Below are 23,073 nucleotides of genomic sequence, written 5' to 3'. Positions count from 1 at the left end.
CGATACTGAGTGCCGACCCACCGTCGGCACCTACCAACAACGATTGCTTCGGAGGGGAAGCGTCTCATGTCCAGCACACCCAGCACCGCGCACAATCCCGCGGGCACCCTAACCAAGGGCCACAAGAAAGTCATCTTCGCTTCGAGCCTGGGTACGGTCTTCGAGTGGTATGACTTCTTCCTGTACGGCTCGCTCGCCGCCATCATCGCCAAGCAGTTCTTCAGCGGTGTCAATGAAACCACGGGCATGATCTTCGCCCTGCTGGCGTTCGCCGCCGGCTTCTTCGTGCGACCGTTCGGCGCGGCCTTCTTCGGCAGCCTCGGCGACCGCATCGGCCGCAAGTACACCTTCCTGGTCACCATCCTGATCATGGGCATCTCGACGTTCCTGGTCGGTGTGCTGCCCAACTACGCGTCGATCGGCTTTGCCGCGCCGGTGATCCTGATCATCCTGCGTCTGGCCCAGGGCCTGGCGATGGGTGGCGAATACGGCGGCGCGGCGACCTACGTGGCCGAGCATGCCCCGGACGACAAGCGTGGCCTGTACACCAGCTTCATCCAGTGCACCGCCACGCTGGGCCTGTTCATGTCGCTGCTGATCATCCTGGCCTGCCGCTACTTCCTGGGCAATGAAGCATTCGAAGCCTGGGGCTGGCGCATTCCGTTCCTGGTGTCCATCGTGCTGCTGGGCATCTCGGTGTGGATCCGCCTGCAGCTGAGTGAGTCGCCGCTGTTCCAGCAGATGAAGTCGGAAGGCAAGGGCTCCAAGACGCCGTTCCGTGACAGCCTGAAGGGCGGCAACCTGAAGCTGATGCTGCTGGTCCTGCTGGGCGCAGCGGCCGGCCAGGCCGTGGTCTGGTACGGCGGCCAGTTCTATGCGCTGTTCTTCCTCAGCAGCATGCTGAAGGTCGACGCCACCACCTCCTACCTGCTGATCGCAGCCGCACTGGCGCTGGGTGTGCCGTTCTTCATCTTCTTCGGCTGGCTGTCCGACCGTATCGGCCGCAAGAAGATCATCCTCGCTGGCTGCCTGCTGGCTGCCGTGACTTACATCCCGATCTTCAAGGGCCTGACCCACTTCGCCAACCCGGCCATCGAAGAGGCCCGCAGCAGCTCGCCGGCCCTGGTCGTGGCCGATCCGTCCACCTGCTCGTTCCAGTTCGATCCGGTCGGCCTGCGCAAGTTCACCAGCTCCTGTGACGTGGCCACCGCCGCGTTGACCAAGGCGGGCGTGCCGTACGACGTGCAGCCGGCAGCGGCGGGTTCGCTGGCGATCGTCAACGTCGGCAGCGCCAGCGTCACCTCGTATGAAGCGGCGGGACTGAGCAAGGACGAAGGCAAGGCCAAGGCCGACGCGTTCGGTGCCGAACTGAAGACCGCCCTGACCACCGCCGGCTACCCGGCCAAGGCGGACAGCGCGCGCATCAACATTGCGGGCACGATCTTCATGCTGTGGCTGCTGGTGCTGTACGTGACCATGGTCTACGGCCCGATCGCCGCCTACCTGGTCGAGCTGTTCCCGACCCGCATCCGCTACACCTCGATGTCGCTGCCGTATCACATCGGCAACGGCTGGTTCGGTGGCTTCCTGCCGGCGATCTCCTTCGCGCTGGTGGCCGGTACCGGCAACCTGTACTACGGCCTGTGGTATCCGATCGCGATCGCGCTGATGTCGGTGGTGATCGGTGGCCTGTTCCTGCGTGAAACCAAGGACGTGGATATCACCAAGTAGGAATGATGTTCACCGGATGAAGGAGAGGCCGTGGTGCAGACCACGGCCTTTTCGTTGCCCTGTAGCGCCGAGCCATGCTCGGCGACCGCGCAGCGCGCGGCACAAAACTCCGCAGACGCGAAAAGACAGCGTTCAATGCCGTAATCGTGGTTGAAAAGCATTCGAAGCCACCCGCCATCTCGCGCCCAGGGTCAGATCTCTTTCGCGCGCGAAAGGTATCTGACTCCGTCGGACAGTGCCGCACCCCGTATAGTCGGCCCATGACCACCACCGCCCCAGCCGACCTCCCCGACCTCCTGCACACCCTGCGCAGCGCCTGGCAGTCGCAGCGCCCGTCGCTGGATCAGCGCGAAGCCGACCTGCGCCGCCTGCGCGAGGCGCTGAAGCCGCGTCTGGATGAAATGGCCCAGGCCATCGCCGAGGACTTCGGCCATCGCGCCCACGTTGAATCGAAACTGGCCGATGGCATGAGCGTGCTGTCGGCCATCGACCACCTGCGGCGCCACCTGCGGCGCTGGTCGAAGCCGCAGCGGGCATCGGCGGGATGGAAGTTGTGGCCGGCGCGCGCGCAGCTGCGGCCGACGCCGTTGGGCGTGGTCGGGGTGATCTCGCCGTGGAACTACCCGGTTACGCTGGCATTGGTGCCACTGGCCACCGCCATCGCTGCCGGCAACCATGTGTTGCTGAAGCCGTCCGAACATACCCCGCGCACCAGCGCGTTCCTGGCCGATCTGCTGGCCAGTGTGTTCCCGCCCGATCGGGTGGCGGTGGTGCAGGGTGGTGCGGACGTGGCGGCGGCGGTGTCGTCGCTGCCGTTGGACCATCTGCTGTTCACCGGCTCGACGGCCGTGGGCCGCAAGGTGATGGCGGCTGCGGCCGAACATCTGGTGCCGGTCACGCTGGAACTGGGCGGCAAGTCGCCGGCCATCGTCTGCCGTGATTTCCCGCTGGACAAAGCCGCCGCACGGCTGGCCACCGGCAAGTGGTTCAACGCGGGCCAGACCTGCATCGCGCCGGATTACGTGCTGATCGATAGCGCGCGTCAGCGCGAGTTCGTGCAGGCGCTGCAGCAGCAGGTACGCGAGCGCTATGGTGACTTCAGCGAGGCCGGCGACTACACGCGCATCATCAACGAAGGCCAGTACCAGCGCCTGCAGGGCTATCTGGCACAGGCGCGGCAACGCGGGGTGCCGGTGATTCCGCTGGCGCACGTGGATGAGGCTCGCGCCGGCCGCGAGCGCCTGCTGGTACCGACCGTGGTACTGGACCCGCCGGACGATCTGGACCTGATGCGCGAGGAGATCTTCGGGCCGATCCTGCCGGTGCGCGCCTACCCGGATCTGGATGCGGCGCTGGTCGACGTTCTCTCCCGCGACCGGCCGCTGGCGCTGTATCCCTTCAGCCACGACCGCGCCACCGTGGAGCGCATTCTCGCCAACGTGGTGGCCGGGGGAGTGACGGTCAACGACACGCTGCTGCACTTCGCCGCCGATGGCCTGCCGTTCGGCGGGGTGGGCGCCAGCGGCATGGGCGCGTACCACGGCCGCGCCGGGTTCGATGCGATGAGCAAGCGGTTGCCGGTGCTGTGGCAGTCGCGCTGGGCGGCCAGCGACAGGCTGCGGCCGCCGTATTCGAAGATTGCGGGGATGTTGAAGCTGCTGCTGCGGTGAAGCCACGCATGGCGTGGCTCTACTGGTAGGTGCCAACCAAGGTTGGCGCCTACCAAAGCAGGCCCGGGTAGAATGCCCCCCATGAAGATCGCCTCGTGGAACGTCAATTCGCTCAATGTCCGCCTGCCGCACCTGGAGCAGTGGCTCAAGGAGTTCGGCCCGGACATCGTCGGTATCCAGGAAACCAAGCTGGAGGACCACAAGTTCCCGGATGCGGCGCTGATCGGCGCCGGCTACCGCAGCGTATTCGCCGGCCAGAAGACCTACAACGGGGTGGCCCTGCTGTCACGCGAGCCGGCGCAGGACGTGCAGATCGGCATTCCGGGTTTCGAGGACGAGCAGAAGCGCGTCATCGCCGGCACCTTTGGCGACCTGCGGGTGATCAACCTGTATGTGGTCAACGGCCAGGACGTCGGCACCGACAAGTATGCGTACAAGCTGCGCTGGCTGGAGGCCGTGCACGCCTGGATCGGCGAGGAACTGCAGCGGCACCCGAAGCTGGTGGTGCTGGGCGACTTCAACATCGCCCCGGACGCCCGCGACGTGCATGATCCGGAGGTGTGGAACGAGAACCACATCCTCACCTCCACCGCCGAGCGCGGCGCGCTGAACAAGCTGCTGCAGCTGGGCCTGCACGACGGTTTCCGGCTGCACAACGAGGAAGCCGGCACGTTCAGCTGGTGGGATTACCGCGCGGCGGGCTTCCGCCGCAATTTGGGCCTGCGCATCGACCTCACCCTGGTCTCCGATGCGCTCAAGGGCGGCGCCGTGGCGTCCGGCATCGACCGCGAGCCACGTACCTGGGAGCGCCCCAGCGACCACGCGCCGGCCTGGGTGCAGTTGGGGTGAGGTAGCGCCGGGCCGTGCCCGGCGAGCGCAGCGGTCGGTGGCAGTCGCCGGGCCATGCCCGGCGCTGCCCGTCGGATCAACGTATGCTCTTGCGGGTGAACAGGTTGACGATCGCCAGCAGGATCACCGCACCGATCAGCGAGAACAGGAAGGTACGGATGGTGATCGCTTCGTTGATGCCGCCGCCGAACAGCCAGCCGGAAATCAGCGCGCCGACAATGCCGACCACGATGTTGAGAATGATGCCCTGCTGCGCATCGCGCTTCATGATGATGCTTGCCAGCCAGCCCACGATGCCGCCGACGATCAGCCAGATGATGATGCCCATGATCGAACCTCCGGTGGAAAACCGTGACCAGTTGACGCGCATGGCTGTGAACCCGTCGTGCAATCGCGTGACGGTTGCGTGCGGATGAGCTTGCCAGCCACCCTGGATGGCCCCTGGCGCTTCGGGCCCGTGACGGTCTGGCGGCGGCCACATGTGCCGGGCCAGCGCGGTGAGCCGCAGGCCCGGCAGGTGCTGGCACAGGCGCTGGATCTCGCGCCGGAGGCACTGCCGCTGGTCCGCGACGACAAGGGCCGACCCGAGCTGACCGGTGCGCTGGCCGACCACGGCACGGGCTGGAGTCACAGTGGCGACGTGCTGCTGGTGGCGCTGGGTGAAGGTGTACGGCTCGGCGTGGACCTGGAACTGCTGCGCCCGCGCCCACGCCTGCTGGAGATCGTGCAGCGCTTCTTCCATCCGCAAGAGGTGGCCTGGCTGCAGGGCCTGGACGCCGCGGAACGCGAACACTGGTTCTTCCGTGTCTGGTGCGCCAAGGAGGCGCTGCTGAAGGCACACGGGCAGGGCATTTCGTTCGGCCTGCATCGCCTGCAGCTGGCGCCAGGTGTCGACGGCGCCCTGCACCTGCGCTGGTGCGACCCTGCGCTGGGTGATGCCCGGCAGTGGCATCTGCACGAATGGCAGGCCAGCGGCCAGTTCCGCGCCGCATTGGCCTGGTATCCGCAATGAAGCGGCGAATCAGCCCGGGAAACGGGCGATAATGGCGGCATGAGCGAACACGAACTCCCCGCCGGCGTGACCGCCACGCTGGAGCAGGGCCTGGCCGGCATGGGCCTGGACGCCGCACTGGCGCCGCCGCTGCTGCGCTACCTGGGCCTGCTGCACCGCTGGAACGGCACCTACAACCTCACCGCCATCCGCGACCCGCAGGAGATGGTCACCCGTCACCTGCTCGATTCGCTGGCCATGCAGCCGTTCGTGGCCGATGGCCGCCTGGCCGACCTCGGTACCGGTCCTGGACTGCCCGGTATCCCGCTGGCGATCGCCTGCCCGGGTCTGCAGGTCACCCTGGTCGAGAGCAACGGCAAGAAGGCCCGCTTCATGCGCGAGGCCGTGCGCCAGCTCGGCCTGGGCAATGCCCGCGTGGCCGAGTCGCGCGCCGAAGCGCTGGACGAGGCCGGCCACTACGATCAGTTGACCGCCCGCGCGATGGACACGCTGGCCGGCATCATCCGCGTCGGTGGCCACCTGCTGCGTCCTGGCGGCGTGCTGCTGGCGATGAAGGGCGTCTACCCGCATGAAGAGATCGCCGCACTGCCGGCAGGCTGGCAGGTGCGCGACGTGGCCCCGTTGAGCGTGCCCGGCCTGGCGGGCGAGCGCCACCTGGTCACCGTTACAGGCCCCTGATCCCGCCGCCAACCCTTTGCGCGACAAGGGGTTGGCGATCCACGATTTCCGCCCGGGCCCGGTTGTACGCATAATGACCGGTCCCAGCATCCGTCGACGAGGCACACCCGCATGGCCCGCATCATCGCCATCGCCAACCAGAAGGGTGGCGTCGGCAAGACCACGACCGCCGTCAACCTGGCCGCTTCCCTGGCCAACGCACCCAAGCGCGTGCTGTTGGTCGACCTGGATTCGCAGGGCAACGCGACCATGGGCAGTGGTGTGGACAAGCGTGAGCTGGCGGCGTCCACCTGCGACCTGCTGCTGGGCGAGAACACCGCCGCCGACGTGCGTGTGCAGACCGCGGAAGGCTACGACCTGCTGCCCGGCAACATCGACCTGACCGCAGCCGAAATCCAGCTGATGGCGCAGGGCGAGCGCGAGCAGCGCCTGAAGCGGGCGCTGGCGCCGATCCGCGACGAGTACGACTACATCCTGATCGACTGCCCGCCGGCGCTTTCACTGCTGACGCTCAACGCACTGGCCGCCGCCGATTCGGTGATCGTGCCGATGCAGTGCGAGTACTACGCGTTGGAAGGCCTGAGTGCGCTGGTGGAAACCATCGAGGCGCTGCGCGCCAGCCTGAACCCGGCGCTGGAGATCGAGGGCGTGCTGCGTACCATGTTCGATGTGCGCAACAACCTGGCCAACGCCGTATCGGCCGAACTGACCGAACACTTCGGCGACCGCGTGTTCCGTACCATCGTGCCGCGCAACGTGCGCCTGGCTGAAGCGCCCAGCCACGGCCAGAGCATCGTCGGCTACGACCGCGCCTCGCGCGGCGGCGTGGCTTACCTGGGCCTGGCCGGCGAGATCATCCGTCGCAACAACGAACGCAACAAGGCCACCAAGGCCGTGGAGACCGTCTGATGACCAGCAGCAAGCCGGCAGCCAAGAAGCGAGGCCTCGGCCGTGGCCTGGATGCGCTGCTCGGTCCGAAGGGAGCGGTCAGCCAGGTGCAGGCCACCACCGCGGTGATCGAACCGTTGCCGGGTGAGGTGCTGCGCAAGCTGCCGGTCGGCCAGCTGCAGCCGGGCAAGTACCAGCCGCGTCGCGAAATGGACGAGGGCAAGCTGTCCGAACTGGCGGACTCGATCCGGTCGCAGGGCGTGATCCAGCCGATCCTGGTGCGTCAGCTGCCGGCGGGCAACTTCGAGATCGTCGCCGGCGAACGCCGCTGGCGCGCCTCGCAGCTGGCCGGTCTGGACGAAGTGCCGGTGGTGGTGCGCGAACTGGAAGACCGCACCGTCATCGCGATGGCGCTGATCGAGAACATCCAGCGCGAAGACCTCAACCCGCTGGAAGAAGCCGAGGCGCTGCAGCGCCTGATCAGCGAGTTCACCCTGACCCATGCCGAGGCGGCCGAGGCCGTCGGCCGCTCGCGCGCGGCGGTGTCCAACCTGCTGCGCCTGCTGGAACTGCCGGTGGCCATCCGCCTGCTGCTGGAAACCCGCCGCCTGGAAATGGGCCACGCCCGCGCGCTGCTGACCCTGGCCCCGGAACTGGCCGGCAAGCTGGCGCAGGAAGCGGCCGATGAAGGCTGGTCGGTGCGTGAAGTGGAGCGCCGCGCGCAGGCCTTCGCCGCCGGCAAGGTGCCGAGCAACCGCCCGGCGGCCGCGCCGAAGGTGCAGCAGGCCGACATCGCCTCGCTGGAAACCGAACTGTCCGAGTCGCTGGGGACCAAGGTGGCGATCAGCCACGGCCGCGGCGGCAAGGGCAAGCTGATCATCCACTACACCGATCTGGATACCCTCGACGGCGTGCTGGAAAAGCTGCGGACCCGCCAGGGCTGAGTCGCTCGGCACGTGGACATAGACCTGCAATGACCATCCTGCTCACCGGCGCTGCCGGCTTCATCGGTGCCTACACCGCCCGCGCGCTGCTGGAGGCGGGCCAGCCGGTGGTGGGCCTGGACAACTTCAACGACTACTACGACCCGCAGATCAAGCGGGACCGCGTGGCCGCGCTGTGCCCCACGCTGGATCTGCGCACGCTTGACCTGACCGACCGTGAAGGCCTGGCCGCGCTGTTCGACGAACTGCAGCCGAGCGCGGTGATCCATCTGGCCGCGCAGGCCGGGGTGCGCTACTCGCTGGAGAATCCGCAGGCCTACGTCGACAGCAACCTGGTCGGCTTCGTCAATATCCTGGAACTGTGCCGCCACCGCGGCGTGCAGCATCTGGTCTACGCCTCCAGCAGTTCGGTGTACGGCGATTCGGCCACGCCGCCGTTCTCCGAGGACCAGCGCGTGGATCAGCCGCGCTCGCTGTACGCGGCCACCAAGGCTGCCAACGAGCTGATGGCGCACACCTACGCGCAGCTGTATGGCCTGCATGCCACCGGCCTGCGCTTCTTCACCGTGTACGGCGCGTGGGGACGGCCGGACATGGCGCCGCTGCTGTTTTCGCGTGCCGTCCTGGCCGGGCGCCCGATCGAGGTGTTCAACCAGGGGCGCATGCAGCGCGATTTCACACATGTCTCCGACATCGTGTCGGGTATCCTCGGCGCGCTCGCGCACCCGGCCGATGGTCCGGTACCGCATCGGGTATTCAACCTCGGCAACCATACGCCGGTCGAGCTGGAGCGCTTCATCAGCGTCATCGAGCAGGCCGCCGGCCGCCCTGCGCAGAAGGTCTACAAGCCGATGCAGCCGGGCGACATGGTCCGCACGATGGCCGACACCCGCCGCGCACATGACGCATTCGGCTTCGATGCGGTGACCCCGATCGAGCAGGGGCTGCCGCCCGTCGTCCAGTGGTGCCGCGAGTATTTCGGCGATCGCGCCTGAGGAGCAATCCTCACACAGCCGGATTCATCTTCGGATAACCTCGGCTTCGGAGAATGCGCGGTCTTTGTCCCCTCTTGGCCGAGTGACCCATGAGCCAACCCGAGCTTTCCGTTGTCGTCCCCGTATTCAACGAGCGCGACAATGTCGCGCCCCTGATCGCCGAAATCGTCGCGGCACTGCGGGGCCGGTTGCCGTTCGAGATCGTCTATGTCGACGATCACTCCCGCGATGACAGCCTGGCGGTGCTGCAGGGCCTGAAAGCCACCACGCCGGAGCTGCGGGTGCTGCACCACGTCGAGCAGAGCGGGCAGAGCACAGCGGTGCGCACCGGTGTCAAGCATGCCCGTGCGCCGTGGATCGCCACCCTGGATGGTGATGGCCAGAACGATCCGGCCGACATCCCCAAGCTGCTGGCGGCCCGCGATGCTGCCGACGGGCAGGTGAAGCTGTTTGCCGGCTGGCGCGTCAACCGCCAGGACAGCGGCAGCAAGCGCTGGGCCAGTCGCTGGGCCAACCGCATCCGGGCGCGCATGCTGCGCGACGATACGCCCGACACCGGCTGCGGCATCAAGCTGTTCGAGCGCGAAGCCTTCCTCGACCTGCCGTATTTCGACCACATGCACCGCTATCTGCCGGCGCTGATGCAGCGTGCCGGTTGGAAGACCACCAGCGTGCCGGTCAACCATCGTCACCGTACCGCTGGCGTCTCCAAGTACAACAACCTCGGCCGTGCGCTGGTCGGCATCCGCGACCTGCGGGGCGTTGCCTGGCTGATCACCCGCAGCAGGCGTACCGCGGTGGAAGAACGATGATGGCGCTGCACTGGCTCGACCAGCCGCTGACCTGGTTGTTCTGGACCGGCCTGCATGTGACGGGCTGGAAGCTGATCGGCTATACCGGCGCACTGATGTTCGGCGGCCGCTGGCTGGTCCAGTTCATCGCCTCCCGGCGTGCCGGCAAGCCGGTCATCCCGCGCCTGTTCTGGTACATGAGCGTGATCGGCAGCCTGATGACGCTGAGCTACTTCCTGTTCTCGGCCAAGCAGGATTCGGTAGGTGTGCTGCAGAACCTGTTCCCGGCGTTCACCGCGCTGTACAGCCTGCACCTGGACATCCGCCATCGCGGCTGGAAGCGGGACAAAGCCAGCCATTGAGGCAGCGCCGGAGAGGTGTCCGTTCTCCGCGCTGCGCGCTCGCGGGGCATGGCCCCGCGCTACCGATCCAACCGTTGAGGCGGCACCTGGGCGGGATCGAACGCCGGTAGCGCCGGGCCATGCCCGGCGGAGGTGTCCGTTCTCCGCGCTACCGGTCCTGCAGCGCAGGCAGGACTTTTGAACCATGCCCCGGCTGTCCGGCGGTGCCATGATCGGCGTCTGCCTTCCCGGGAACCTGTGCTCGTGAAAACCCGTCTTGCCGTTGCCCTGCTCATCGCCCTGTCCGCTCCGGCTGCCGTCGTGGCGGCTCCGCCCGCGCTCGCGGCGTCCGCCCCTGCGACCACCGAATCGGCGGCCGATGCCGCCTTCCGCGCGCTGTACGAAAAGGAATGGAAGTGGCGCCAGGCCGGGGGCGGTGAAGCCAGCGAGGATGGCGACGCGCCGGCCAACGCCACGCGGCTGCCCGATGTGGGCGCGGCCGCGCAGCAGGCGCGCCTGAAGGTCTGGGACCAGACCCTGGCCGAGCTGAAGAAGATCGACCCGAAGACACTCAGCGCCGACAACCAGGTGAACTACGCGATCTACCGCGACCAGGTGTTCAACCTCGCCGAGGAGGTGCGTCTGCGGGCCTACGAGATGCCGTTCAACTCCGATTCCTCGTTCTGGTCCAATCTCTCGTTCATGGCCCGGCGCGAGATGAAGACCGCGCAGGACTTCCGTAACTACATCGCACGCCTGGACGATGTGCCGCGCTATTTCGACCAGCAGACCGAGAACATGCGCGCCGGACTCAAGCGGGGTTTCAGCGTGCCCCGCGCGGTGCTTGACGGGCGCGAGGTCTCCATCGCCACCGTCGCCGAGCTGAAGGACCCCACCGAGTCGCCGCTGTACGCGCCGTTCAAGAAGCTGCCGGCCAGCATTCCGGCGGCCGAGCAGGCGCAGCTGCAGGCGCAGGCCCGTGCGGCGATCAGCGGCAAGGTGGTGCCGGCCTTCCAGCAGCTGCGTACCTTCTTCGTCAATGAGTACGTCCCGCAGGCGCGTACCACCCTGGCGGCCGAAGCGATGCCGGAGGGCAAGGCGTTCTACAGGCAGCAGATCCACGAATACACCACGCTGGACCTGTCGCCGGATGAGATCCATCGCATCGGCCTGGGCGAAGTCGCGCGCATCCAGAAGGAGATGAACGACATCATCCAGCAGGTCGGCTTCAAGGGCAGCTTCGGCGAATTCCTGACCTTCCTGCGCACCGATCCGCAGTTCTACGCCAAGACCCCGAACGAGCTGCTGTATCGGGCGGCGTGGATCTCCAAGCGCATCGATGGTGTCATCGGCAAGTACATGACACTGCCGCGCGCGCGCTTCACCATCGTGCCGGTGCCGCCGGACATCGCGCCATTCTGGACCGCAGGCCGCGGTGGCATGGGCACCTATTGGCTCAACACCTACAACCTGCCGGCGCGGCCGCTGTACAACCTGCCAGCGCTGACCCTGCACGAGTCCGATCCCGGTCATGCCCTGCAGGGCGCGCTCGCCGCCGAACAGGGCGAACAGCCCGAGTTCCGCCGCAACGCCTACATCTCCGCCTACGGCGAAGGCTGGGGCCTGTACAGCGAGAAGCTGGGCGTGGAGATGGGCATCTATGAAACCCCCTACGAGGATTTCGGTCGCCTCACCTACGAGATGTGGCGCGCGGCACGCCTGGTGATCGATACCGGGGTGCACAGCAAGGGCTGGACCCGGGAACAGGCCATCGCCTACCTGCGTGACCATACCGCGCTGAGCGAGCACGAAGTGACCACCGAAGTGGATCGCTACATCTCCTGGCCGGGCCAGGCGTTGAGCTACAAGCTCGGCGAGATCGCCATCGTGCGCCTGCGCGCGCAGGCCGAGAAGGAGCTGGGCGACAAGTTCGACGTCAAGGGTTTCCATGACGCCGTGCTCAAGCAGGGGTCGGTGCCGCTGCCGGTACTGGAACAGCAGATCCAGGCCTATATCGCGCAGCGCAAGCAGGCCTGATCCGAAATGCCGCCGGGCATGGCCCGGCGCTACCGGAATGCGCGGTGGTAGCGCCGGGCCACGCCCGGCGAGCGCGAAGCGCGGCAGACGGGGCCGGGTTTCCTCCAGGAACCCCGGCCCCGCCGCGTCTTCATCGATGCGCACCGCGCGTGTAGCGATCCACCCATTCGCGCTCGAAGGCGTCGGCGATCAACGGCACCTTGAAGATCGCCGTATTGTTCTCCAGCTGCGCCATCATCCGGATCTCGCTGACCGTAGGGTAGTGACGCAGCAGGCGATGCGCTTCGGCCCGGATATCCATCGGCAGCCCGGCGTTGTCGGCCAGTTCGATCAGGAAGGCGCCGGCCTGGACCAGGTGGCGGGTGCGGTCCTGCGGTGTGGTCATGCAACGTCTCCTTGCAGGTGATCGACCCGGCAGGTACATCCCTGCCGGGCCAGAAGGGCCTCAGTGCGACGTGCCGGCCACGTTGGCCGGCCGAGGCCTGGCCACGCGCGCAGCGAAGGTCGGCAGCACCAGCAGGGTCAGCGCGGTCGCCGTGATCAGGCCACCGATCACCACCGTCGCCAGCGGTTTCTGCACCTCCGCACCGGAGCCACTGGCGATCGCCATCGGGATGAAGCCGACAATCGCCACCAGTGCCGTGGTCAGCACCGCGCGGATCCGGCTGGCGGCACCGTTGATTGCCGCCTGCAGGGGCAGGTCACCGGCATCGAGCCGCTCGCGGATGGCCTGCATCAACACCAGGCCGTTCAGCGTGGCCACGCCGGACACGGCGATGAAGCCGACCGCCGCCGATACCGAGAAGGGCATGCCACGCAGCAGCAGGGCGAGAATGCCGCCGACCAGCGCCAGCGGCACGCAGCTGAACACCAGCACGGCTTCCTTGCCACTGCGCAGGGCCATGAACAGCAGGCTGCCGATCAGCAGGAACACGACCGGTACCACCGTTGCCAGGCGCTTTTCCGCGCGCTGCAGGTTCTCGAACTGGCCACCCCAGGTGAGATAGGCGCCCGGCGGCAGCGCCACGTCGGCCACCGCTGCCTGCGCTTCGCCGACGAAGCCGCCCAGGTCGCGGCCGCGCACATTGGCCTGCACCACCACCCGGCGGCTGCCATTGTTGCGGCTGATCTGGTTCGGTCCCTCGCTGACCGTGATGCGGGCCACCGAGGACAGCGGAATGACCAGTCCGGCCGGTGTGGCAATCGGCAGCGATGACAGCTGGTCCGGATCGTTGCGTGCGGCATCGTCCAGCCGCACCACCACGTCGAAGCGTCGGTCGCCCTCGAAGATCTTGCCGGCCGCCGTGCCACCGATGCCGGTGGCCAGTGCATCGCTTACGTCCGCAGCGGTCAGCCCGTACTGCGCGGCGGCGACAGGGTCGATCTTCACGTTCAGGGTCGGCAGGCCGGAAATCTGCTCCACCCGCACGTCAGCCGCACCGTCCACCGCACGCAGCTTCAACGCGACCTGGTCGGCCACCTTCTGCAGCTGGCTGAAGTCATCGCCGAAGATCATCACCGCCAGGTCGGTGCGCACGCCGGAGATCAGCTCGTTGAAGCGCAGCTCGATCGGCTGGCTGAACTCGAAGCTGTTGCCCAGCTGCTGCCCGGCCAGCGCCTCGAAGCGCGCCACCAGCGCCTCCTTGTCCAGCGTCGGATCGGGCCACTCCTTGCGCGGCTTCAGCACGATCACGCTGTCGGAGATGTTGGTTGGCATCGGGTCGATCGCGGCTTCAGCGGTACCGGTGCGCGAAAACACGGTTTCCACTTCCGGTTGCCCGGCAATCGCCTTTTCCAGCGCCAGCTGCATCGCCAGCGACTGCTCCAGCGAGGTCGACGGTACGCGCAACGCCTGCATCGCCACATTGCCCTCATCCAGCGTCGGCATGAATTCGCGGCCCAGCAGCGAGAACGAACCGATGCCCATCACCACCATCATCACCGCGCCGGCCAGCACCGAGCGCGGGTGGTCCACCGCCTTGCGGATCACCGGTTCGATGCGTGCGCGCAGCACGCGGATCAGGCGTGTTTCGTGTTCGCCGTCATCGGCGTGCGCCCCGCTTTCCTTCAGCTTCGGCTCGCGCACCAGCAGCGCAGCCATGGCCGGCACGAAGGTGAAGGAGAACAGGAAGGCACCCACCAGAGCCAGCATGAACGTGGCGGCCATCGGATGAAACGTTTTTCCTTCCACGCCTTCCAGGGTCAGGATCGGCGCAAACACCAGCAGGATGATCAACTGGCCGAACGCCGCTGGACGCGCCATCTTCCGCGCCGACTCCGCCGCCACGCGCAGACGTTCCATCGCGGTCAGCGCACGGCCCAGTTCGGCGCGGCGCTGGCCCAGCATCAGCAGCGTCGACTCGATCACGATCACTGCACCGTCCACCAGGATGCCGAAATCCAGCGCACCCAGGCTCATCAGATTGCCGCTGATGCCGAAGCGGTTCATGCCGATCACGGCGAACAGGAACGACAGCGGAATCACCAGCGCGGTGATGGTTGCCGCGCGCAGGTTGCCCAGCAGCAGGAACAGCACCACCACCACCAGCAGCGCACCTTCGGTGAGGTTCTTTGCCACGGTTCTGATGGTGGAGTTCACCAGCACGCTGCGGTCCAGCACCGGCACGGCCACGATGTCGGCCGGCAACGACCTGTTGACCTGCTCCAGGCGCGCCGCTGCCGCCTGCGCGACGGTGCGGCTGTTGCCACCGGCGATCATCAAGGCGGTACCGAGCACGGCCTCGTGACCATTGCGGCTGGCCGCGCCCAGGCGCGGTGCACGGCTGAGATCGACATCGGCCACGTCGGCCACGCGCACCACCACGCCGTTGCGGGTCGCAACGGGGGCCTGCGCCAGATCATCAGTGGTCAGTGCCAGGCCGTCCGCACGTACCACCAGGCCTTCGCCGGCACGCTGCACGAAACCGGCACCCGCCTGCACGTTGGCGCGCTGCAGTGCCGTGACCAGGTCGGCCAGGCCCAGGCCATGCGCAGCCAGCCTGGCAGTGTCCGGGTGCACGCCGTACTCCTTCACGTACCCGCCGACCGTATCGACGCCAGCCAATCCTGGGCTGGAGCGCATCTGCGGCGCGATGATCCAGTCCTGCACCGTACGCAGGTAGGTGGCGCGTTCTTCCGGCGTGCGCAGCAGGCTGCCCTCCGGCGTCCGGTAGACCTCGCCGGCCTGCCAGCCCGCATCCCCCGGTCTGGCCAGCCGGGCGGGATCGAACGGGGTGAAGTCCACCGTCCACATCAGCACCTCGCCCAGGCCGGTGGTGACCGGCGACAGCAGCGGCGATGCGCCATCGGGCAGATCTTCCGCCGCTTCACGCATGCGCTCGGCCACCTGCTGGCGGGCGAAGTAGATGTCGGTCGCGTCGGTGAAGATCGCGGTGACCTGGGAGAAGCCGTTGCGCGACAGCGAACGGGTGGTGGTCAGGCCGGGAATGCCGGCCAGCGCGGTTTCCAGCGGGTAGGTCACCTGCCGCTCGATCTGTTCCGGTGTCAGCGCAGGTGCCACCGTGTTGATCTGCACCTGGCGGTTGGTGATGTCCGGCACGGCGTCGATCGGCAGCTTGCCCAGCTGGAACAGGCCCCAGGCCGCGATCAGCGCCGCCAGGAACACCACCAGCCAGCGGAAGCGCACCGCTGATTCAATGATGAGCTTGAACATGGTCGCCTCCTCAGTGGCCGTGCTCGGCTTCGCCCTTGGCCAGTTCGGCCTTGAGCAGGAAGGCATTGGTGCCGACGATGCGCTCGTTGCCGCTCAGTCCACCGAGGATCTCGATGCGATCACCGGCACGACGGCCGGCCAGCACCGGCTGTGCCTTGAAACCGCCTTCCACGGCGACGAACACGGCGCTGCTGCCGTCGACGTTCTGCACGGCATCGGCTGGCACGCTCAGTGCACCGTCCCGGCCTTCGGTGACCACCCTGGCCGACACCGGCGAACCGGCCGGCGGCAAGGCCGCCTCCACCGGCGTCGCGCGGATGACCGCCACGCCGCCCTGCTGGCGCACGTCGGCCGCAGAGCCGGTGACCGTGGCGGTGAAGCTGCCGCCCGGCACCGTGACGTCCAGCGTCATTCCCGGGGTGACCTGCGCGGCCAGCGCAGGCGGTGCGGTGAACACCAGTTCGTTCATCGCCGGATCGGCGACATCGGCCACCGCGCTGCCTGCGGCGACCACGCCGCCTGGAGTGACCTGGACGTTGCCGACGATGCCGGTCACCGGGCTGGTGATGCGCACGCGGCCACTGGCATCGGGCGCACCGTTGGCCGCGGCCTGCGCCTGTGCGGCAGTCGCCTGCGCCTGTGCGGCCAGCGAACGGGCGCGCGATGCTTCCAGCTCCTGGCGGGCGACCACGCCCTGTTCGACCAGCGCCTTGTCGCGGCCGTAGGCCAGGCGTGCCGCCTCGGCTTCGGCCGATGCGGCCAGAGCGTTGGCGCGGAACACGGCGGCTTCGCCGCTGACCACGATCACCAGGGCCTGGTTCTGCTTCACCGCTGTGCCTGGTGCCACCAGCACACGTTCGACGCGACCGCTCACGGTGGACGCCACCGAGGCACGTGCGCCCACCGATGGTTCGACACGGCCCGACAGGCGGGTGGAGCCGCCACCACCGCGTCCGACGGCCACCACTTCGATACCGGACGCCTTGATCTGTTCCGGCGTCAGCTGCACCACGCCTTCGTCGGCGTCGGCCGGTGCCTTGGTAGCCTCGGCCTTGGCGTCCGGGCTGTCGGCTGCGTGCCCGTGGCCGTCATCGCTGCCGGCTTTGGCTGCAGTGGCATCGGCTGTTTCCGGTGTCTGTGCGTTGCCGGCGCAGCCGGCGAGGAGAACGGCCAGCACGACGCCGCCAAGCAGGGGAAAGGAACGGGACAGTGTCATGGGGCCTCCATAAAGGGTGCGCGCCCCTCGAGGCGGGCAAGATCGATTTCCGCGGCGACGCGCGACAGGCGTGCATCCACCGCGGTGCCGCGGGCGGCAATGAGCGCGCTGCGCGTGCTGCGCAGTTCCAGCTGCGAGATGCGTCCGGCATCGAAGCCGACGCGGGCCAGCCGATAGGCTTCCTCGGCCGCCACCACGCTTTCATCGGCGGCGCGGGTGCGGCTGCTGGCAGCCTTCAGCCCGGCAATGGCCGACAGCCGTCCGGCCTCGCTGTCGCGGCGTTGCTGGTCCAGGCGGGCTTCGGCCGCGCGCTGGTCGGCACTGGCGGCACGGATGCCGCCCCGGTTGCGGTCGAACAACGGCACGGTCAGGCTGACGCCGAGCGTGTAAGCGCGTTCGCCGCCTTCGCGGAAGCGGGTCTGTCCGGCGGTCAGGCTCAGGTCGGGCAGCGCCCGCTTGCGCTCGACGTCCACCAGCCGGCCGGCCGCATCGGCTTCGGCTTCGGCGATACGCACCGCGAGTGCGGCATCGGTGGCGCCGCGTGGCAGCGGAGGTGCGCGGTCGAGCAGGCTGCTGTCGATCGACTGCACCGGCGAATCCAGCAGCGCCGCGCCGGCCAGGCGCGCCAGCGCGGCGTCGCGGAAGGCCTGCGCCTCGTCCAGCGCGGCGCTGGCATTGGCCACCTCGCTCTGCGCCTGCACCGCACGCAGTTGCGGTTCACGCCCTTGCCTGACCATGGCATTGACGGCCTTGGCATCGTCGCGGGTCAGGGCCAGCGCCTCTTCGGCCAGGGTGTAGCGGCGCAATGCGCTCTCTGCCTGTGCGTAGGCCGCGGCCAGCTGGCCGGCAACATCACTGCGGCTTTGCGCGCCACGCAGATTGGCGGCCTGGGCCTCGGCACGGGCGGCACGTACGCGCGCGCCGCGCTGGCCCCAGACCTCCAGCGGCTGGGACAGGCTGAGCACACTGTCGGCCTTGCCCATGCCGCCGTAGGAGCCGGTGCCCCACGCGTTCTCGGCCGACCAGGAAAGGGAAGGATTGGGCAGCGCACGGGCCTGGTCGGCGCGGGCGTCGGCAGCCTCGGCCAGCGCCGAGCCCACACGGGCGCCGGGCAGCTGGTCCAGTCGTTCAAGCAGGGTGTCGTAGGAAGGAGCAGCTTGCGCCATCACCGATGCCGCCGGGGCCAGGCCCAGCAACACGGCGACGACCAGCCCGGCCGCACGCGGCGACCGTGGTGTCAGGATCGACATAGGGGGATTCCGGTTGTGAGTGAAACGGGAGCCCGCAGCAGCGGGACGCGCTCAGCTCACGCCCGGGGGGGACGCGTCAGTTCATCCTGGGCGACGGCGTAGGCCGTCGCATCGCCGGCCGTCATCCAGCGCGCCGGCAGCGGCGCATCGAAGGCGGCGAAGGTGTTCGCCGGCAGGCTGGAGGTGGAATGGTGGCAGTGGTTATGCGTGCAGGCACCGGTGTGCTTGCTGTCACTGTCGCCTGCGGTGTCATCGGCCGCCGACTCCACATGTGCCACGCTGGCATGCGGTTCCACCGCGCACGCCAGCGCGTCGGCCACCGGCACGACCACGAATGCCGCCATCAGCAGCATCAGCAGGTACGAGCGTAGGTGGCGGGCGATCCGGCGCATGGAGGGGAGGCTAGCAAGCGGTTTTCGCCGGATACAATATCAATGGCCACTTCGGGAATTCGTCGGAATCTCCCGTTCAGCTGGGCGGGCGCGGGGTCGGATCCCTTTCCTCCGGAAAGGGCTCTGACCCAACCCGCCGTTCGGGTGCGTCGCGCACATGTGCTCTGGTAGGTGTCGACCTTGGTCGACACGCTTTTCGCCGCTGGGGTCAGATCCCTTTTCTCTGGAAAGGGCTCTGATCCCATCGCATTGCCGGCCAGCGGCCGGCACTACCCGGGTCACGGCAGTTTCGCGATCACCTTGATCTCGAACTGGAAGCCGTACAGCCAGGTCACGCCGATACCGGTCAGGGTGGGGTGCGGCGCCTCGCCCCAGTACTCGGGCACGATCGCCCAGGCCTTCTCGAAGTTCTTCTCCGGATCGACCAGGAACACGGTCACGTCGATCACGTCATCGAACGTGCAGCCTGCGGCGGCCAGCACCGCATTGAGATTGTCGAAGGCGCGACGGACCTGCGCCTCGAAGTCCGGTTCGGGCGAGCCATCCTCGCGGCTGCCGACCTGCCCGGAGACGAACAGGAAGCCATTGGACCGGATCGCCGGAGAGTAGCGGTTGCGGTCATACAGGGCCTGGCGGCCAACGGGGAAAACGACATCGCGGTGTGACATGGGAAGGGCCTGATGGGAAGAACCGCCATCCTGCTCGCGATTGTTGTCTGGATATACCGCGATGATCGGACTAGATTGATCGCACAACCCAAACAATCGGATCGCCGATGGACCGCTTCGAGGCCATGCGCGCCTTTGCCCGTGTGGTGGAGACCGGCAGCTTCACCCGTGCCGCGACGACCCTGCAGATCAGTCGCACCACGGTGACCCAGCTGGTGCAGCAGCTAGAAGCGCACCTGCGTCTGCGCCTGCTCAACCGCACCACGCGGCGGGTCAGCGTCACCGCCGATGGTGCGGCCTACTACCCCCGCATTGCCCGCCTGCTGGCCGAGCTGGAAGAGGTCGAGGGTGGCCTGGGCGATGCCGCCGTGCAGCCGCGCGGCCGCCTGCGCATCGACGTGCCCGGGCCCTATGCGCGGCTGCGGCTGGTGCCGGCACTGCCGGACTTCCAGGCGCGCTACCCCGAGATCCAGCTGGACATCGGCGTCAGCGACCGCGAGGTCGACGTCATCGCCGACAACGTCGACTGCGTGATCCGTGGCGGCACCCCGGCCGACCCGGCCCTGGTGGCACGGCCGCTGGGCGAGCTGCCGATCGGCTTCCACGCCAGCCCGGACTACGTGCAGCGCTTTGGTCTGCCGGAGCATCCGCGCGCGCTGGAGGGACCGCAGCACCACATGGTTGGGCTGCTCAGCCCACGCAGCGGGCGGGCGCGGGTCTTCGCCGCGCGGCGCGGCGATGAGACCGTCCAGGTGCAGGGCCGCCATACGGTCGGCTTCGATGACGGCAATGCCTATCTCGCCGCCGGCCTGGCCGGGCTGGGCGTGGTCGCCCTGCCCAGCTACATGGCCGAGCCGCACGTGGCACGCGGTGAACTGCTGCCGCTGCTGCAGGCCTGGCAGCTGCCGTCGATGCCGATGCACATCATGTTTGCGCCGAACCGGCACATGAGCCAGCGCCTGCGGGTATTCATCGACTGGGTGGTGGAAGCGCTGGGGTGATGGACCCGCAGGGCCGAGCCCACGCCCGGCCGCTCCTGTGGGTAACTTGCGCAAGGCCTTGATTGCATGCATAATGCGCGGCTCGCTGTGTCCGGTTTCGTGCCGGGCGGCGCCCCCGGGAGCACGTCCCCGGCCGCCCAACGCCAGCGTAACCCTTTGATTCTCTTGACGTGTGGTGGGCAACCACCGAGGCCGCCGTCTCCCGGGCTACGGGCTGACAACAACTACTATCGAGGTGCGCAATGTCCCGCGTATGCCAGGTTTCCGGCAAGCGAGTGCAGACGGGTAACAACGTCTCGCACGCCAACAACAAGACCCGTCGTCGTTTCCTGCCGAATCTGCACGAGCGCCGTTTCTGGGTGGCCAGCGAGAACCGCTGGGTCAAGCTTCGTGTTTCCGCGCATGCACTGCGCACCATCGACAAGAACGGCATCGATTCCGTTCTGGCTGAGCTGCGTGCGCGCGGCGAAAAGGTCTGAGGAGTAAAGCATCATGGCAGGCAAGCGCGATAAGGTCCGTATGATTTCCTCGGCCGGTACCGGCCACTTCTACACCACGGACAAGAACAAGAAGAACACCCCGGGGAAGATGGAATTCCTGAAGTACGATCCGGTCGTGCGCAAGCACGTCCTGTACAAGGAAGGCAAGATCAAGTAATCCGCACGGATTGCTGGTCCCCGCGAAGAAACCCGCCCTTGTGGCGGGTTTTTTCTTGCCTGTCGTCTGGTCTGGTGGGTGTCGGCCCTTGGCCGGCACGGCCGTACTCCCTGCGCAGGCTGTCGCCTATGGCGCAGTGCGCGGAATCATGGGCCGAATGCGATAAGTGATTCTTCCTACCGGTTCCGGCAGTTCGCGCGGTTCAAATCGATTGGAACGACGGGCCCTGCCGCGCCCATGATGGCAAGCCGCTGCGGTTGCAGTGGCCGGGCTTGCAATCCCGTGAAGTCAATCATGAGTAGACTCGCCCGCCGTCGCCGGAGATCCCTCCGGCGACGGTTGGTGACCTATCCGCCTCTATGGCGGACGGTGCGTGGGGGCCTCGCGCCCGCCGGTTCGTTTGCTCATTGATTGCTTCCCGGTATTGCAACCACGCATCGTCCGCCACCTTCACCGGTGGCCAGATCCGTTGAAGGAGGCTGCATGAACACCCCATCACACCGGCAGGACCTGGAACTGGGCTGGCTGCGCCTGCAGCGCATGCTGGAAGGCATCGAGGGCATGGCGCTGCTGCTGTGCGACCACCACCTGGCACTGGCCAACGGCGCACCGCCGACGCTGCCGGAGGCACAGCTGGAGCGGGCGGCGCAGGCCATTGCCTGCATGGCGCTCAACGGCCGCCGCCACGCCGAATCGGTTCGCCAGCTGAGCGAGGTGCCGGTGCGGCATTGAGGCCCGCCCTCCCTTGTAGAGCCGAGCCCGTGCCCGGCTGCGCTGAGGCAGTCGAGCAAGCTCGACTCTACACACCCTGCTGGGCAGAATGGCCCATCACCTGCCGACGGACGACGCGATGCTGGTTGAGTGGTTGCTGGGATCGTATCTGCTGCTGATCGACTGGCTGATCCGGCTGGTCGCGCTGTGCTGGATTCCGACCCGCACCACGCCGGGCGCGGCCCGCAGCTGGCTGCTGCTGGTCGGTTTCGTGCCGCTGCTGGGCCTGCCGCTGTATCTGCTGTTCGGCCACCCGTGGCTGTCGCGCGAGCGCATCCGCCGCCAGGCCGAGGCCTCGCAGGTCATCCGCGAAGAGCAGGCGCTGCAGCGCCGCCTGCGCTGGAAGCCGGAACCGGATACGGCCAGTGCGGAAATCGTGCCGCTGGTGCAGCGACAGGGCGATTTCATGCCGGTGCACGGCAACGCCGTCGATCTGCTCACCGATTACGACGAATCGCTGCACACGCTCATCGCCGACATCGACCAGGCCGAAGACCGCGTGCACCTGCTGTACTACCTGATGTTCGACGATTCGGTGGGCGAGGCCATCGTCGAGGCGCTGCAGCGTGCCGCCGCCCGCGGCGTGCAGTGCAGGGTGCTGCTGGACGCGGTGGGCGCCAAGCGTGGCCTGCGCGCCTACCGCAAGCGCCTGCAGGCGCGCGATATCGAAGTGCGGGCGATGCTGCCCGGCGGGCTGCGCTGGCGCCGCAGCGGCCGCATGGACCTGCGCAACCATCGCAAGATTGCGGTGATCGACAACGAAGTGGGCTACATCGGTTCGCAGAACCTGGCACGGCCGGAGTTCGTGCCAGGCCATCCCAACCGCGAGCTGGTGGCGCGTGTGCGCGGCCCGGCGGTGGCACACCTGGAAGCCGTGTTCGCCAGCGACTGGTACATCGAGACCGGCCAGCGCCTGGACGTCATTGCCGACGTACCCGAGTGCAGCGACGATGTTGCCACCCAACTGCTGCCCAGCGGGCCGGCCTATCCGTACAGCAACGCGCGTGATGCCGTCGCCGCACTGATCCATCTGGCCCGCCGGCGGCTGGTGATGGTCACCCCGTACTTCGTGCCGGACGAAGCGACCCTGAGCGCGCTGCGCATCGCCGCGCTGTCCGGGGTGCAGGTGCAGCTGATCCTGTCGGCCAGCAACAACCAGCGGCTGACCGCCTGGGCGCAGGAGGCCTACTACGACGAGTTGCTGCGCTGTGGCGTGCGCATTGCCCTGTACGAGCCGCAGTTCCTGCACGCCAAGCACATGAGCGTGGATGAAGACATCGCGGTGCTCGGCTCGATCAACATGGATATCCGCTCGTTCGCGCTGAATGCCGAGATCGGCCTGGTCTGCTACGACCGCGTGCTGGTGACGCAGCTGTGTGCCATTGAAGACGATTACCTGCGCCAGTCGCGCCAGCTCGATCTGCAGCAGTGGCGCAAGCGTCCTGCCTGGCGCCGCAGCCGCGAAGGCATCGCACGCCTGGCCGACGCGTTGATGTGAACCGGTGCGCC

Annotated in this window: 23 protein-coding genes; 16 read left to right on the top strand and 7 right to left on the bottom strand. The window is 67.7% G+C overall.

The window, feature by feature from the left end:
* The first annotated feature begins 66 nt into the window (after positions 1-66).
* The 3 genes from AC06FB_RS13185 to xth all read left to right on the top strand — a co-directional run bounded on the left by AC06FB_RS13185 (position 67) and on the right by xth (position 4,250).
* Positions 67-1,731 carry an MFS transporter gene (locus tag AC06FB_RS13185; RefSeq protein ID WP_053517700.1) on the top strand — a complete coding sequence of 555 codons (1,665 nt, stop codon included), beginning with the start codon at positions 67-69 and terminating at the stop codon, positions 1,729-1,731.
* A 260-nt stretch (positions 1,732-1,991) separates the two neighbouring features.
* Positions 1,992-3,401 (top strand): coniferyl aldehyde dehydrogenase, encoded by a 1,410-nt coding sequence (locus AC06FB_RS13180; RefSeq protein WP_263176531.1) that lies wholly within the window; start codon positions 1,992-1,994, stop codon positions 3,399-3,401.
* Positions 3,402-3,482: 81 nt separating this feature from the next.
* Positions 3,483-4,250 (top strand): exodeoxyribonuclease III, encoded by a 768-nt coding sequence (gene xth / locus AC06FB_RS13175; protein ID WP_065174252.1) that lies wholly within the window; start codon positions 3,483-3,485, stop codon positions 4,248-4,250.
* A 76-nt stretch (positions 4,251-4,326) separates the two neighbouring features.
* On the opposite strand, the gene AC06FB_RS13170 is transcribed toward xth, so the two are convergent.
* Positions 4,327-4,578: a GlsB/YeaQ/YmgE family stress response membrane protein gene (locus AC06FB_RS13170; RefSeq protein WP_005411656.1), complete on the bottom strand. Its 252-nt coding sequence runs from the start codon at positions 4,576-4,578 to the stop codon at positions 4,327-4,329.
* Between the two features lie 84 nt (positions 4,579-4,662).
* On the opposite strand from AC06FB_RS13170, the gene AC06FB_RS13165 reads away from it, so the two are divergent.
* The 8 genes from AC06FB_RS13165 (at position 4,663) to AC06FB_RS13130 (ending at position 11,936) form a co-directional block, all read left to right on the top strand.
* Positions 4,663-5,262 (top strand): 4'-phosphopantetheinyl transferase family protein, encoded by a 600-nt coding sequence (locus tag AC06FB_RS13165; protein WP_461289263.1) that lies wholly within the window; start codon positions 4,663-4,665, stop codon positions 5,260-5,262.
* Between the two features lie 39 nt (positions 5,263-5,301).
* Positions 5,302-5,940 (top strand): 16S rRNA (guanine(527)-N(7))-methyltransferase RsmG, encoded by a 639-nt coding sequence (gene rsmG, locus AC06FB_RS13160; RefSeq protein ID WP_053517711.1) that lies wholly within the window; start codon positions 5,302-5,304, stop codon positions 5,938-5,940.
* Positions 5,941-6,051: 111 nt separating this feature from the next.
* Positions 6,052-6,849, top strand: a complete 798-nt coding sequence (locus tag AC06FB_RS13155; RefSeq protein ID WP_053517712.1) for a ParA family protein — start codon at positions 6,052-6,054, stop codon at positions 6,847-6,849.
* Positions 6,849-7,772: a ParB/RepB/Spo0J family partition protein gene (locus AC06FB_RS13150; RefSeq protein ID WP_065174254.1), complete on the top strand. Its 924-nt coding sequence runs from the start codon at positions 6,849-6,851 to the stop codon at positions 7,770-7,772. The genes AC06FB_RS13155 and AC06FB_RS13150 overlap by 1 nt, the downstream gene beginning before the upstream one ends.
* 29 nt (positions 7,773-7,801) lie before the next feature.
* Positions 7,802-8,767, top strand: coding sequence for an NAD-dependent epimerase/dehydratase family protein (locus AC06FB_RS13145; RefSeq protein WP_065181412.1), 966 nt, complete (start codon positions 7,802-7,804; stop codon positions 8,765-8,767).
* 89 nt (positions 8,768-8,856) lie between these two features.
* Positions 8,857-9,579 (top strand): glycosyltransferase family 2 protein, encoded by a 723-nt coding sequence (locus AC06FB_RS13140; protein ID WP_065174256.1) that lies wholly within the window; start codon positions 8,857-8,859, stop codon positions 9,577-9,579.
* Positions 9,579-9,920, top strand: coding sequence for a lipid-A-disaccharide synthase N-terminal domain-containing protein (locus tag AC06FB_RS13135; RefSeq protein WP_053517717.1), 342 nt, complete (start codon positions 9,579-9,581; stop codon positions 9,918-9,920). The genes AC06FB_RS13140 and AC06FB_RS13135 overlap by 1 nt, the downstream gene beginning before the upstream one ends.
* Positions 9,921-10,163: 243 nt before the next feature.
* Positions 10,164-11,936 carry a DUF885 domain-containing protein gene (locus AC06FB_RS13130; RefSeq protein WP_263176498.1) on the top strand — a complete coding sequence of 591 codons (1,773 nt, stop codon included), beginning with the start codon at positions 10,164-10,166 and terminating at the stop codon, positions 11,934-11,936.
* Between the two features lie 130 nt (positions 11,937-12,066).
* Here the strand turns inward: AC06FB_RS13130 and AC06FB_RS13125 are convergent, their stop codons facing one another.
* The 6 genes from AC06FB_RS13125 to AC06FB_RS13100 form a co-directional block, all read right to left on the bottom strand.
* Positions 12,067-12,321 carry a BPSL0761 family protein gene (locus AC06FB_RS13125; protein ID WP_128987622.1) on the bottom strand — a complete coding sequence of 85 codons (255 nt, stop codon included), beginning with the start codon at positions 12,319-12,321 and terminating at the stop codon, positions 12,067-12,069.
* A 60-nt stretch (positions 12,322-12,381) separates the two neighbouring features.
* Complete coding sequence (locus tag AC06FB_RS13120; RefSeq protein WP_461289265.1) at positions 12,382-15,609, bottom strand: efflux RND transporter permease subunit; 3,228 nt, start codon at positions 15,607-15,609, stop codon at positions 12,382-12,384.
* A 10-nt stretch (positions 15,610-15,619) separates the two neighbouring features.
* A complete protein-coding gene (locus AC06FB_RS13115; protein ID WP_461289266.1) occupies positions 15,620-16,825 on the bottom strand; it encodes an efflux RND transporter periplasmic adaptor subunit in 1,206 nt (401 codons plus the stop codon).
* Positions 16,822-18,075, bottom strand: coding sequence for a TolC family protein (locus AC06FB_RS13110; protein ID WP_053517721.1), 1,254 nt, complete (start codon positions 18,073-18,075; stop codon positions 16,822-16,824). Before AC06FB_RS13110 ends, AC06FB_RS13115 begins: the two co-directional genes overlap by 4 nt.
* A gap of 56 nt (positions 18,076-18,131) precedes the next feature.
* Complete coding sequence (locus tag AC06FB_RS13105; protein ID WP_053517722.1) at positions 18,132-18,467, bottom strand: hypothetical protein; 336 nt, start codon at positions 18,465-18,467, stop codon at positions 18,132-18,134.
* A 278-nt stretch (positions 18,468-18,745) separates the two neighbouring features.
* On the bottom strand, positions 18,746-19,135 hold the full coding sequence (locus AC06FB_RS13100) for a RidA family protein (protein WP_053517723.1): 390 nt from the start codon (positions 19,133-19,135) through the stop codon (positions 18,746-18,748).
* A 107-nt stretch (positions 19,136-19,242) separates the two neighbouring features.
* Between AC06FB_RS13100 and AC06FB_RS13095 the strand changes: the two genes are divergently transcribed.
* The 5 genes from AC06FB_RS13095 to cls all read left to right on the top strand — a co-directional run bounded on the left by AC06FB_RS13095 (position 19,243) and on the right by cls (position 23,062).
* Positions 19,243-20,136 carry a LysR family transcriptional regulator gene (locus AC06FB_RS13095; RefSeq protein ID WP_053517725.1) on the top strand — a complete coding sequence of 298 codons (894 nt, stop codon included), beginning with the start codon at positions 19,243-19,245 and terminating at the stop codon, positions 20,134-20,136.
* A 242-nt stretch (positions 20,137-20,378) separates the two neighbouring features.
* Positions 20,379-20,615 carry a 50S ribosomal protein L28 gene (gene rpmB, locus AC06FB_RS13090; RefSeq protein ID WP_005411638.1) on the top strand — a complete coding sequence of 79 codons (237 nt, stop codon included), beginning with the start codon at positions 20,379-20,381 and terminating at the stop codon, positions 20,613-20,615.
* Positions 20,616-20,625: 10 nt separating this feature from the next.
* Positions 20,626-20,793, top strand: coding sequence for a 50S ribosomal protein L33 (rpmG, locus tag AC06FB_RS13085; RefSeq protein ID WP_169411268.1), 168 nt, complete (start codon positions 20,626-20,628; stop codon positions 20,791-20,793).
* Positions 20,794-21,276: 483 nt separating this feature from the next.
* Positions 21,277-21,525 (top strand): hypothetical protein, encoded by a 249-nt coding sequence (locus tag AC06FB_RS13080; protein WP_263176410.1) that lies wholly within the window; start codon positions 21,277-21,279, stop codon positions 21,523-21,525.
* Positions 21,526-21,643: 118 nt separating this feature from the next.
* On the top strand, positions 21,644-23,062 hold the full coding sequence (cls, locus tag AC06FB_RS13075; protein ID WP_053519935.1) for a cardiolipin synthase: 1,419 nt from the start codon (positions 21,644-21,646) through the stop codon (positions 23,060-23,062).
* The last annotated feature ends 11 nt before the right edge of the window (positions 23,063-23,073 follow it).

The sequence above is a fragment of the Stenotrophomonas sp. Steno-C15 genome (genome assembly GCF_056393265.1).
The sequence above is the reverse complement of the archived record's forward strand: the minus strand, read 5'-3'. Positions and strand labels throughout refer to the sequence as shown.